General features: G+C 61.0%; 10 protein-coding genes. 5 read left to right on the top strand and 5 right to left on the bottom strand.

Translation table 11 applies throughout. The features are described 5' to 3' along the window. Nucleotides 1-44 precede the first annotated feature (44 nt). The gene (locus LU493_RS12380; RefSeq protein ID WP_275288090.1) at nucleotides 45-794 is read right to left on the bottom strand and encodes a glycosyltransferase family 2 protein; all 750 of its coding nucleotides are present in this window, start codon (nucleotides 792-794) and stop codon (nucleotides 45-47) included. Between the two features lie 28 nt (nucleotides 795-822). On the opposite strand from LU493_RS12380, the gene LU493_RS12375 reads away from it, so the two are divergent. From LU493_RS12375 to LU493_RS12365, 3 genes are all read left to right on the top strand, one after another. Then, nucleotides 823-1920, top strand: a complete 1098-nt coding sequence (locus LU493_RS12375) for a glycosyltransferase family 4 protein (RefSeq protein ID WP_275288089.1) — start codon at nucleotides 823-825, stop codon at nucleotides 1918-1920. A 12-nt stretch (nucleotides 1921-1932) separates the two neighbouring features. Beyond that, nucleotides 1933-2898: a glycosyl transferase family 90 gene (locus LU493_RS12370; RefSeq protein WP_275288088.1), complete on the top strand. Its 966-nt coding sequence runs from the start codon at nucleotides 1933-1935 to the stop codon at nucleotides 2896-2898. A gap of 200 nt (nucleotides 2899-3098) precedes the next feature. After that, entirely contained in the window at nucleotides 3099-4754 is a 1656-nt protein-coding gene (locus tag LU493_RS12365) for a sulfatase-like hydrolase/transferase (RefSeq protein WP_275288087.1), read from the top strand. Between the two features lie 24 nt (nucleotides 4755-4778). Here the strand turns inward: LU493_RS12365 and LU493_RS12360 are convergent, their stop codons facing one another. The 3 genes from LU493_RS12360 to rfaD are packed head-to-tail and all read right to left on the bottom strand — an operon-like array spanning nucleotide 4779 to nucleotide 8041. Further along, complete coding sequence (locus LU493_RS12360; protein ID WP_275288086.1) at nucleotides 4779-6026, bottom strand: O-antigen ligase family protein; 1248 nt, start codon at nucleotides 6024-6026, stop codon at nucleotides 4779-4781. Between the two features lie 49 nt (nucleotides 6027-6075). Beyond that, a complete protein-coding gene (gene waaF / locus LU493_RS12355) occupies nucleotides 6076-7092 on the bottom strand; it encodes a lipopolysaccharide heptosyltransferase II (RefSeq protein WP_275288085.1) in 1017 nt (338 codons plus the stop codon). Continuing rightward, entirely contained in the window at nucleotides 7085-8041 is a 957-nt protein-coding gene (gene rfaD, locus LU493_RS12350) for an ADP-glyceromanno-heptose 6-epimerase (protein ID WP_275288084.1), read from the bottom strand. Before rfaD ends, waaF begins: the two co-directional genes overlap by 8 nt. Nucleotides 8042-8136: 95 nt before the next feature. Between rfaD and glyQ the strand changes: the two genes are divergently transcribed. After that, nucleotides 8137-9099: a glycine--tRNA ligase subunit alpha gene (gene glyQ / locus LU493_RS12345; RefSeq protein WP_275288083.1), complete on the top strand. Its 963-nt coding sequence runs from the start codon at nucleotides 8137-8139 to the stop codon at nucleotides 9097-9099. 2 nt (nucleotides 9100-9101) lie between these two features. Beyond that, nucleotides 9102-11168, top strand: a complete 2067-nt coding sequence (gene glyS / locus LU493_RS12340) for a glycine--tRNA ligase subunit beta (RefSeq protein WP_275288082.1) — start codon at nucleotides 9102-9104, stop codon at nucleotides 11166-11168. 314 nt (nucleotides 11169-11482) lie between these two features. Here glyS and LU493_RS12335 read toward each other — a convergent pair whose 3' ends face one another. Next, nucleotides 11483-12493 carry a zinc-dependent alcohol dehydrogenase family protein gene (locus LU493_RS12335; protein ID WP_275288081.1) on the bottom strand — a complete coding sequence of 337 codons (1011 nt, stop codon included), beginning with the start codon at nucleotides 12491-12493 and terminating at the stop codon, nucleotides 11483-11485. Between the last annotated feature and the right edge of the window lie 94 nt (nucleotides 12494-12587).

Genomic DNA, 12587 nt, shown 5'->3' with positions numbered 1-12587 from the left:
AATATCTCGACAGCCGTTTTCTTTTAGACATCATCAAGGTACCATCATTGATCCCGAACACGGCGTTTCATGTATTTCCAGAAAACACCATTGGCATTTGACACCGCGATGACCAGCCCACGCCACCCGTCAAGAAAGCCTCTCTGCAAAAAGAAGGTACGAAAGAAGGCAAAGGCAGACTTAACCATAATGATCCATACAGGGTATACACGAAGGGTATCGGAGCTCGCACGAATCCCGGAGTAACGATTGACCTTTTCCAGAAACTGCCCAAGCTCGGTCACGGCTAGGTGCTCAATATGGCCATCCAGGCGAACCACCTGAGTGGTGTCGGTAACGGCAATGGATTCATGGACCATGGCATCATTGAAGTCATGGTGCTGGCGATTGAAGACCCGAATCAGCCAGTCACGGCCCCAACCGGAATGCTGGACGGGCTTCCCCAGCAGCCAGTTTTCTCGCCTCACCTCGACGACCTCCCGCGTGTCGGCATGGGTCAGCCAGCCGCCCAACGACTCGAGCCAGCGAGCTGTAGGCGCTTCATCGGCATCCAGCGAAAGAATCCAGTCCTGGCGGGCAAGAGATACGGCATGGCGCTTGGTCGGACCAAAGCCGAGAAAAGCGCCCGTATGCAGCGATACATTGTGATAACGACGGGCAATCTCGAGGGTCTCGTCAGTGGAGCCATTGTCATAGATGACCACCTCCCCGATGGGGTCGAGCGCGTTGAGCGTACGAGCCAGCGTGCCCGCCGCGTTGCGTGTAATAATAACGACACTTAACTCAGCGAGCATACAGAGGGCCATCCTGTCTGGATAGAAGATGAATGCTACTATAGCCGCCATTATCCCTACAAATCTTTCCGCGAGGCTGACTTTGCATATCATCCACGCCAATCTGGCCAAAGGGTTTCGTGGCGGTGAGCGACAAACCGTGTTGCTGATCAAGGCGTTGGCTGGCAAGCCCGGGGTCTCCTCCCAGACACTGGTGTGCCAACCTGACTCTCCTCTGCGGTCGGAACTGTCCACCACGCCGGGAGTGCGTTTTGTCAGCGCTCGCCATCAGCTGGCCGGACATCGGCAGGCCGGACGCACCGATTTGGTCCATGCCCATGATGCCAAAGCCGTTCATTGGGCCTGGCTGCATCGCCGATTCTTGGCCACGCCCTACCTCATTACTCGCCGGGTGGATACGCCGGTCAAGCGCAGATTCAGCAATCGCCTATTTTATCGCAATGCACAGCGCTGCGTCGCACTATCCAGTGTCATCGCCGATAATATTCAGCCCCTCAGCCCGTATCCGGTGGTAAAGATCCCCAGCGCCTTCACCTCGTTCACAACATCCCCTAAGGTGGCTCAGGATTTCCGTGCACGCTACCCTGATCGTTTCCTCGTGGGCCATGCCGGCGCGCTGGTGGATCGACACAAGGGTCAACGAGTGCTGATTGACGCCGCTCGCCGGCTACAGCGCTCGCAGCCGGACATGCTGTTCGTATTTTTTGGCCGGGGAGAAGATGAGACCACCCTGAAACAGGAAAGTGCCGATTTGGACAATGTGGTCTGGGCTGGCTTCAAGCCGGACCTGGGTCATTATCTTGCGGCGCTGGACGTTTTTGCCTTTCCTTCACGCAATGAAGGACTGGGATCGGTACTTCTGGATGCCATGAAAGCCGAAGTACCTATCGTCGCCAGTCAGACCGGCGGCATCCCGGATATTATCCACCATGGAAAGACGGGGTTATTGTTTCCCTCGGGTGACGCTGAAACATTGTCCCGCCACCTGGTCAGCCTGCGCGACAAGGCATTGCGTCTAACGCTTGCTCAAAATGCCACTCAACAACTCAGTCAATACACTCCCGAGGCCATGGCCAATTCTTACATGGATTTGTACTTGTCTATTGCCCAACATCCCAATCACTAGATCCTGCTCTCCATGATGAACGGCAAGAATGCTTATCGCGCGCACAAGATGATATTTTATTTCTCAGGTCTTCTGAGGTCACTTCCTCCAAGGCCTTTTTTTCAACGCCGTTGCCAGGCACTTCTCTCATCATTCGATGCCCTGCCCAGCGCTGAGCAGGAGGCCATCAACGCGCGTATCGATTACTACAACAAGCTTGATGCCACCCACGTTTTATCGGACACGGCAACCCGAAACCGCGACCTATCCCTGAGTTTCAAAAAGTCGACTTATCACCTTGACTTTTATCAAACAGCAAAATACTTTCCCGACGACGTTGCATACCATTATCGGTTTGGGGACAAAGTCTATGTGCCCGACGCCCCGACTTTCGTCAAAAGTCGGCCCATCCATGGTGAAAACCGAAACTCTGTACTCCTCAAACTCAACAGTGTACGTCATTTCTATACGGTAAAAGATCATTATCGTTACGACGACAAGAGAAACTCCTTGGTGTGGCGTGGAGCAGCCCACCAACCTCATCGTCGCCATTTCTTGGACCAATGCTATAATCTGCCATGCTGTGATATTGGTGCTACCGATGACAAGGAGAAAACCGCAGCTTACCGGAAACCCTTCATGCCTATCGAAAAACAGCTTGAGTACAAATTCATTTTAAGCATTGAAGGAAACGATGTTGCCACCAACCTGAAGTGGATCATGGCTTCCAACTCGCTCTGTTTCATGAAGCGCCCCATTTATGAAACTTGGCTCATGGAAGGCACGCTGATTCCCGGCTACCACTACGTAGAGGTGCGCGACGATTTTTCTGACTTGGAAGAAAAAATTGACTACTATTTAGCACACCCAGAAGAAGCCCAGGCCATCATTCGAAACGCAAATCGATACATTGCCGATTTCTTTAACTCGCAACGCGAAATGCTTGTCGCGATGAAGGTCTTTGAGCGCTACCTGTCGAAAACAAATAAAACCATATAAAGATCTATGCGCTAGTTCATGAAATGGCAACCTAAAGTTGATTGACACCGGCCGCCCGGGGTGCTTCTTTCCAGCGAGCGTCGCTTGGTGTGCCCTGCAAACACTCCTTGGGATATTCGTCATCGCCAACGCTCGCGCCAATGGCGTATTCTAACTGCATCTGAAGGCCCACTATCACGCCTCATGCAGTGCAGACTTTTATGACGCTTCGCTCTCGCTCAGACTGGCTAAAACATCCCCGCTGGTGGGCCTTGCTCACTCTCGGGCTCGCTCTTGGTTATGCCTTGGTCACGGCCCTCCAGCTCTCGCACTGGGGCCAGCTGCCCATCACGGCGGCCTGGCTGTTGACGGCTCGTGCCCTGCGCTGGGGCGTACCATCCCGTCATGCACCGGCGAAAGGCTGGCCCTGGTCGCTCGTGCCGCTCATCTTCTGGGGTGTCTACGTCTATCTCGCCGACAGCTTCGGCATTGTCGATCTCGGTGCGGTGCTCTTCCACCTGCAGGCCGGTATCAGCGAGCATGGCGGAGGCGAACGCACCATCGTCGCCATCCTCTACACCCTGGCCATGCTTCCGGTCCTGGCGGCCTTCACCTGGCTGGTCCGCCATGATCGTCGTTGGCGGCTGCTGGAGCGACTGCTGGCGTTGGTATTGCTGGCCACCAACCCTTTGCTCTACGGCATCGGCCAACGCAGTGCGGCCATCGTCGCCGAGGAAGGCGCCTGGCTGGACCAGCGTTACGTTGCCCCGGTGATCCTCGAGGCACCCGCCTCCCCACCCAACCTGCTGGTCATCTATCTGGAGAGCCTCGAGCGTACCTACGCCGACCGCGAGCGTTTCGGCGACGTCTATGCACCTCTCGGCGCCCTGGGCGACCAGGGCGTGGTGTTCGAGGGCGTACGACAGGTCGACAATACCGGCTGGACCATGGCCGGCATGATCGCCAGCCAGTGCGGGGTCCCATTGATGCCGGCAGGACTACTCCACGACAGCCAGCTGGAGCCGCTCGAACAGGTCGTCCCCGGCGTCTCCTGTCTGGGCGATCTGCTCGCCGGCCAGGGCTATTCACTGACCTACATGGGAGGGGCCAGCAAGCGCTTCGCCGGCAAGGGCAAGTTCTACGCGGGACATGGCTTCTCGCGGATCCTGGGTCGCGATGACCTGGCGCCCAGGCTGACGACTCCGGATGAGCTGAACAGCTGGGGCCTCTACGACGACGACCTCTATGCCTTGACCGTCGAGGAGATTCGACGCCTGGAAGCGAAGGATCGCCCCTGGGGACTGGTCAACCTGAGCCTGGCCACGCACCCGCCCTACGGCTATCCCCCCGAGAAGTGCCGTCAATACCAGGGGGCGTTCGATGGCACGGACATTCTCTACAGTGTCGAGTGTTCCGCCCGCATGGCGCATGACCTGGTGAAACGCCTGGCCGGCGACGGGCTGCTGAAGAATACCCTGGTGGTCCTCGCCAGCGATCATCTGTCGATGCGCGTCTCGGCCTGGGAGCAGCTGACCGCCAGCCCGCGCCACAACACCTTCATGCTGCTCGGCAACGACCTCGCACCGCGACGCATCAAGGTCGAGGCCTCGACCATGGACGTCCTGCCCACGGTGCTCGAAGCCATGGGGTTCGTCATCGACTGGCATCGCGCCGGACTGGGCGTGTCACTGCTCTCGAACGAGCCGACCCTGATCGAGCAGCACGGCCTGCAGACCCTCAACGATCAGCTCAAGCGGGAAACCGCGCTCCACGAACGTCTCTGGCAGGGCTTCGACATTGGCGGCATGGCTCCGGACGATGCGTCACGAACGCCATGGCTGCCCCCCGAAACGCCACCGGCCAAAGCGGCGGAGTGATCCATCGTCGGCCCCCTGGCGGCGCTATTCGAAGCGCCGCACCAGGGTGGCCAGGACCACCAGGAAGAAGGCATAGACCATCGCACCACTGTTGTGTTCGAAGAAGGACTGGGACAGGCCGAAATCGATGAAGCATATCGGCAACAAGGCGCCGCACAGGCTCATCGAGCGCCGAGTCAGGTCGTTGCTCTCGATCCCCGGCAGGAAGCGCCACAAGGCCGCCCCGTAGAGCAGCAGCAGTCCGAACAGGCCGATGATCCCCTCGAAGAGCAGGGTATTGAGTATCTCATTGTGCGGGTGCCCGAAATTCGCGATCGCCGGGGCCACGTCTCCGCGCTCGATGAGATCGGCCTCGAAGGCCATGTAGTCTTCCCTGTCCCAGCCAAGCACAGGATGCCGGGGAATGGCCTGCGCCGCCGCCGACCACATGTCGAAGCGCAGTCCCACCGAGGTGTTGGCATTGCCCTCGACCAGGTATTGCTCGACATTGCTGACGGCCTGGCCGACACGCTGGGCAACGCCGGTCTGCGGAATGGCCAGTATCAGGGCCAGCATGATCGTGCCGCCCCCGACGATAAGTGCCTGAAGGCGCCGACTCACATAGGGCGCATAGGCCCGGTAGAAGGCCAGGGCCACCAGGGGTAGCCCGACCCAGCCGCCTCGGCTCCCGGACATCAATGAACCCAGCATGCCCAGCAGGCCGCCCAGGATCAGCGCGCCCATCCAGACACGGGCATGCTGTGATCGCATGGCCGCCCAGCCCAGCCCCGCCAGGCATAGCAGTCCCATCAGCATGCTGATGTTGCCGAACTGAATGACATGGGTATATCCCATGGCCCGCGGGACGCCCTCGATCAACTTCTGCCACAGTCCCCAGAGCCCGGTCATCGACGCGCCCGCGACCAGCCCTGCCATGAAGTGCTCGACACGAGGCGGGAAGCGCAGCATCAGGAGAAAGGCCGGTATCGCCAGCAGGAAACGGCTCGGTCGGTCGAAGTCACTCCATGACAGGTCATGCACCACCTGCGCCACGAGATGCACCAGGACATAGCCCAGCAAGGCGACAAGGATCCAGGCCTCGCGGCGCCCGATGCGTTGCGTCGCCCCCCGCCAGCCGAACATCAGGCCCCCCAGCAGCAGCACTGCCGACCCGAGCGAGTAGCCGCTATCGATGATCAGGGACAACGCTGGCAGCAACAGCACGCCAGTGGCGACCAGCCCCTGGCCAAGCAGTGCCGGAAAACGGTGAGAATCGGTCTGACTGGTGGTCATATCGCCCATGCTTGATCAACAGTAGGTGTCATATCGGGAAAACGGCCTTCTAGCCACGAATGGCACTCAGCAAGCGCTCCGGCGGCAGGTGATTGAGGCAGTTGGTGTGTCCCAGCGGGCAGGTACGCTCGAAGCAGGGCGAGCACTCCAGCGCCAGGTAATGGATCTCGGCATTGTCGGTAAGCGGTGGTGTGTAGTCGGGCGAAGAGGAGCCGTAGATCGCCTGGACGCGAGTGCCGGCCGCCGCGGCCACATGCATGAGACCGGAGTCGTTGGTCACCGCCTGCCGACAATCGGCGAGCAGGTCCACGGCATCCCCCAGGCGGGTTCGTCCGCAGAGGTTATGCGCGTCGGCAAGCCCCGTCGCAATCGTGTCACCGGCCGCGGCATCCTTGGGTCCGCCCATCACGCGAACCTCATGGCCTTCGGCCACCAGTGCCTCGGCCAGTTCACGGAAATAGGACAGGGGCCACTGCTTGGCCGGCCCGTACTCGGCACCCGGCATCATGGCAATAGCCGGACGCGTGCTCAGCCCAAGCGCTTCACGCAGTCGTTCCAGATTGGCCGAGTCCCGACGCAGCTCCGGCCTGGGCAACGCGAAATCGCCCCGTTCGGCCTCGTCGACCGACAGGCCGAGTGCCACGAAGCGCTTGACGGTCTGATCGAGGATCGCCTTGTCGAGACGACGTCGATCAGTGAGCAGACCGTAGCGTTGCTCGCCGGTAAACCCTGTACGGCGGGGAATTCGCGCCAGAAACGGTACCAACGCCGATTTCCACGAGCGAGGCAGGACCAGGGCCCGGTCGAAACGCCCGCGCAGCTCCGCGGCCAACCGGCGCCGTGTCGCCCAGCCGAACTCGCCGTGTCCGACCTCCAGGGGCGCCACCTCGTCGACCTCCGCCATGCGCTCGAGGATCGGACGCGACCAGGCCGGCGCCACGACGCCGATATAGGCATCCGGCCGTTGTGCCTTAAGGGTCTTGAACAGGCTTTGCGCCATGACCATATCGCCGACCCAGGATGGGCCGACGATCAGGATACGCTCGCCGGGAGCGGCCTCAGCCATTCAGCCACTCCATATAGGCGCGTACGCCCTCGGCAACGGTGCGGAACTCGCGGTCATAGCCGGCTTCGCGCAGCTTCTCGATATCGGCGCGCGTATAACTCTGGTAACGCCCCTTGAGGTTCTCGGGGAAATCGATGTACTCGATCCGGCCACGCCCATGGTAGTCGATCACGGCCTCGCCGATGGCCTTGAAGGGCTCGGCACGCCCGGTCCCCAGGTTGAAGATGCCCGAAGCCTCAGGGTTGTCGAGGAACCACAGGTTGACGTCCACCACGTCGCCCACATAGATGAAATCGCGGCTCTGCATGCCCGCCTCGTATCCTTCCCAGGCACCGAACAGCTTGAGATTTTCGCCGCCACTGATCTGTGTATGGTGGTGATAGGCCACGCTGGCCATCTTGCCCTTGTGCTGTTCCCGGGGACCATAGACGTTGAAGTAGCGAAAGCCCACCACCTGGCTCTCGAACTCGTGATGCCGGGCTCGGACATACTGATCGAACAGCAACTTGGAATATCCGTAGACGTTCAGCGGCTTCTCGTGCTCGGGTTCCTCCCGGAATACCTCGCTGCCGCCATAGGTCGCGGCGGAGGATGCATACAGGAAAGGAATCCCCTTGAGCTGGCAGAAATGCAGGAGTTCCTTGGAATACTCGAAGTTGTTCTCGAGCATGAAACGACCATCCCACTCGGTGGTGTCGGAACAGGCCCCCTCGTGGAAGATGGCCTCGATGGTCGGCAGGTGCGTCTGTTCGCCTCGCAGGGCGGCTCTGACTCGCGACAGAAACGTGTCCTTGTCGAGATAGTCGCCGAGGGTACAGTCGGCGAGATTGATGAACTTGGTGCCGTCGCGTAGATCGTCGACCACCAGGATGTCGTCATGGCCTCGCTCGTTGAGTGCCTTGACCAGATTCGAGCCGATGAAGCCGGCCCCGCCTGTCACTACGATCATGGGATTCCTCTTGCTCCGGGCCTGCGCCTATAACCGATCTGCCTGTGATTGTATACTTGACGGCTCGTGAATTCATGGCCAACGGTGCTTTCGCAATGACACAGTCGACGCCAGACGTGACAACCTTCCAGGGCCTGATCCTGGCCCTGCAGCAGTACTGGGCCGAACAGGGCTGCGTGGTCCTCCAGCCCCTGGACATGGAGGTCGGGGCCGGGACCTTCCACACGGCTACCTTCCTGCGCTCCATCGGTCCCGAGACCTGGAATGCCGCCTATGTGCAGCCCTCCCGTCGTCCCACCGATGGCCGCTATGGCGAAAACCCCAACCGCCTGCAGCACTACTACCAGTTCCAGGTGGTGATGAAACCTTCCCCGGCGGACCTGCAGGAACGTTATCTCGGCTCGCTGAAGTGTCTCGGCATTGATCCGCTGGTCCATGACATCCGTTTCGTCGAGGACAACTGGGAATCCCCGACCCTGGGCGCCTGGGGGCTCGGCTGGGAGGTCTGGCTCAACGGCATGGAAGTGACCCAGTTCACGTACTTCCAGCAGGCCGGCGGCCTGGAATGCTATCCCGTCACCGGCGAGCTGACCTATGGTCTCGAGCGAATCGCCATGTACGTACAGGACGTCGACAGTGTCTACGACCTGGTATGGACGGTGGCCCCGGACGGCACCAGGGTCACCTATGGGGACGTCTTCCTGCAGAACGAGCGCGAGCAGTCCGCCTACAACTTCGAGCATGCCGATGTCCCGGCACTCTTCGAGGCCTTCGATCATCAGGAGCGCGAGTGCAACAAGCTGCTCGATGCCAGCCTGCCGCTACCGGCCTACGAACAGGTCCTGAAAGCCTCGCACACCTTCAACCTGCTCGATGCCCGTCACGCCATCTCCGTGACCGAGCGGCAGCGCTACATCCTGCGCGTACGCACCATGGCCCGCGACGTGGCCCATGCCTACTATGAATCCCGCAAGGCCGCCGGCTTCCCGCTGGCCTCCGAGGCCCTGCGCCAAGAACTGCTGGCGAATGAGTCGCCTGCCGAACAGGGAGACGCTTGAAGATGGCCGCCGATACCTTTCTGCTCGAACTGGGCGTCGAAGAACTGCCGCCGAGCGCGATCGACACCCTGTCCGACGCCCTCGCCGATGGCATCCGCCAGGGGCTGGACGACGCCGATATCGAACACGGTGATATTCGCGCCTACGCCAGTCCGCGCCGCCTGGCCGTGCAGGTCGCCACCCTGGCCGACAAGCAGCCGGATCGCGAAGTCGAACGCCGAGGCCCCTCCCTGAACGCCGCCTTCAAGGATGGCGAACCGACCAGGGCCGCCGAAGGTTTCGCCCGCTCCTGTGGCGTCAGTGTCGATGCGCTGATCCACCTCGAAACGGACAAGGGAACCTGGCTGGGCTACCGTGAACAGCAGCCCGGAGAGGCCACCACCACCCTGCTCCCGGGCATCGTCGAGAAGTCCATCGCCGCCCTGCCGGTCCCCAAGAACATGCGTTGGGGCGCCTCTCGGGTGGAGTTCTCGCGGCCCGCTCACTGGCTGGTGATGCTCTATGGAGAACGTGTCGTCGAGGCATCCGCCCTGGGACTCCAGGCAGGCCGAACCACCCGCGGTCACCGCTTCCACGCTCCAGAACCTGTCGATCTCGGTCATGCCGACGACTACCTGGATACCATGGAGAACGCCTGGGTCCTGGCGGATCGCGAGCAGCGTCGTGAGCGCATTCGCGAGCAGGTGCTCGCCGAAGCCGAAGTCCAGTCCGCCACCGCAGTGATCGACGAGGAATTGTTGACCGAGGTCAGCGGCCTGGTCGAATGGCCTGTCGCCCTGACCGGCAGCTTCGACGAGCGTTTCCTCGAGGTTCCGGCCGAATGTCTGGTGTCCTCCATGAAGGCCAACCAGAAGTACTTCCACCTGCTGGATGACGACGGACGGCTCCGCCCCCAGTTCATCACCATCGCCAATATCGACAGCCAAGCGCCCGAACAGGTGATCCAGGGTAACGAGAAGGTCATTCGCCCTCGCCTGGCCGATGCCGCCTTCTTCTATGACACCGACCGGCAGCAACCGCTTGCCGAACGCGTCAAGGGGCTCTCCAGCGTCGTCTTCCAGCAGCAGCTCGGCACCCTGGCCGACAAGGCGCATCGTAGTGCCGCCGTGGCTGCCTTTATCGCCGGTCGCATCGAGGGTGATGTGGGTCATGCCCGGCGTGCCAGCGAGCTGGCCAAGTGCGACCTGGTCACCGAAATGGTCCAGGAGTTCCCTGAACTCCAGGGCACCATGGGGCGCTACTACGCCACTCACGACGGCGAGGACGCCGAAGTGGCCCATGCTCTGGAAGAGCAATACCTGCCACGCTTCGCCGGCGACGAGGTACCGAGCACCCGAACCGGCCTGGCTCTGGCCCTGGCGGACCGCCTCGACACCCTGACCGGCATCTTCGGTATCGGCCAGCGCCCCAGCGGCACCAAGGACCCCTTCGCCCTGCGCCGCGCTTCCATCGGTGTACTCAATATCCTGATCAAGGGCGAGCTCGATCTGGATCTGCGCGAGCTGCTCGAACTGGCCGCATCCCAGCACCAGAGCCTGCCCAATGCCGAAGGACTGGTGGATGAGGTCCTGGCCTATATGCTCGACCGCTTCCGTGCCTGGGCACGCGACGAGGGCATCGAGGCCGAGGTCTACCTTGCCGTGCGCGCCCGTCCGGTAACCAAGCCACTCGACTTCGCTCGTCGCCTGCAGGCAGTGCACGCCTTCGCCAGCCGCGAGGAGGCTGGCGCCCTGGCCGCCGCCAACAAGCGGGTTTCCAATATCCTCGCCAAGCAGGACGGCAAGGTATCCTCCGAGGTCGAGTCCGGCCTGCTTGGCGAGGACGCGGAGCGTGATCTCGCCGAGGCACTGGCCCATTGCCGCGAGAAAGTCGCGCCTCTGTTCGCGGAAGCCCGCTACAGCGATGCGCTGGACGTCCTCGCCGGCCTGCGCAAGCCGGTGGATCGCTTCTTCGATCAGGTGATGGTCATGGCCGACGACGATGCAGTGAAGCGCAATCGTCTGGCGCTACTGGCCAGCCTCCAGGCCCTGTTCCTGGAGGTTGCGGATATCGCCGAACTCCAGCACTGACCCGACGGACTCGCCCGGAGAAAGTTCGGGGCAAGATCAGGGGCCTGTTTCACGTGAAACAGGCCCCTTTTCGTTCCGGGCTCTCTCGCCCTGTATTCACCGAACCGACACCCCGCGATGTTTCACGTGAAACACGGGTCATGTTCCATGGCTCCAGAATGGCGCTTGTCCAGAATGCCAAGGGCACTAGTGTCCTGTTTCGGAAGTTCGTTGAAGAGGTGGCGAGCGCATTGGACCGTCAGGCAAGATGCTGTCGCGTGGCTAGCCAAGCCCAAGGGTCGGCAGAACGCTACCGCCTACCTTTGAAACAGACACTAGGGCATCAGAATGACGTTCTTTCCCAAGGATGGAGAAGACGTTAGCGCCTCCCTCAATGCTCCCGGCGCATATCGACCTCCGATCAGTGGACGCACCCCCTTTCGGACCATGAATGCCAGGAGATCCTCGAAATGCTGGCGACTGCCGACGCTGATGCCGACCAGATGCAGTAATTTTGCAAGCATGGGACCGACCAGTTCGCCCTCGACCCGGTCATTCCCGAGAAAGCCGATCACGGCGACCCTTCCAAGGGTGGCCATGACCGGCAGCACCAACTCCGTCAGCATATGGCCACCGACGACCTCCATGGCTACGTCGATGCCATGCCAACCGCTTGCCTCGAGGATAGCCTTGCGTCGATCGGCATCCTTCCCGGGGCCAATCACAGCTTCGGCGCCCAATTCCAGCAGTTTCCGCCGACTGTCTTCATCATTTCGCGAAGTCAGTACCAGGGGATGAGCCCCCGCGGCGGCTGCCAGCTGCAGTGCCTGCAGGGAAACATTACCGCTTCCCTCGAGCAGCACCCACTTCCCCGGCAGGGCTTCGATATCTCCCAACGCATGCCAGGCTGTAACCCCGGAGACAGCCAATGCGGCGGCTTCTTCGAAGCGCCACCCGACCGGTACAGGCAACAACGCAGAGGCCGGCAGGATGATTTCCTCAGCCAGCCAACCATCCACAGGACCTCCAACCTTGCTGGCATGGTATTCCTGCTGGAAAGGTCCTTCCAGCCAGCTACTGGTATAGTGTCCCAACACCCTCTGGCCCGGGGACAGGGTCCTTACGCCCTCCCCAACCTCTATCACATCGCCGGCCCCTTCCGAGAGAGGTACATAGGGTCTTGGCATATCCGGCAGGTAGTCTCCCTGCAACAAGACCAAGTCACGGTAATTGGTGGCGGCTGCACGTACTCGTACTCGAACCTCCTGGGTGCCCAGCGCCCGCCTTGGCCTCTCCACTCGCTTCAGAGCATCCCACCCAATCTCCTGCACCTCATAAGCCCACATGGCACTCACTCCTTCTATCCTCGAAACATGCTTCAAGGATGTGATGCCAAGGTACTCACTTCCAGCGCAGCGCTTGCTAAGCTGACTTGCGTGC

Source organism: Halomonas elongata, from assembly GCF_029081005.1.
Classification (GTDB): domain Bacteria; phylum Pseudomonadota; class Gammaproteobacteria; order Pseudomonadales; family Halomonadaceae; genus Halomonas; species Halomonas elongata_B.
The sequence above is the reverse complement of the archived record's forward strand: the minus strand, read 5'-3'. Positions and strand labels throughout refer to the sequence as shown.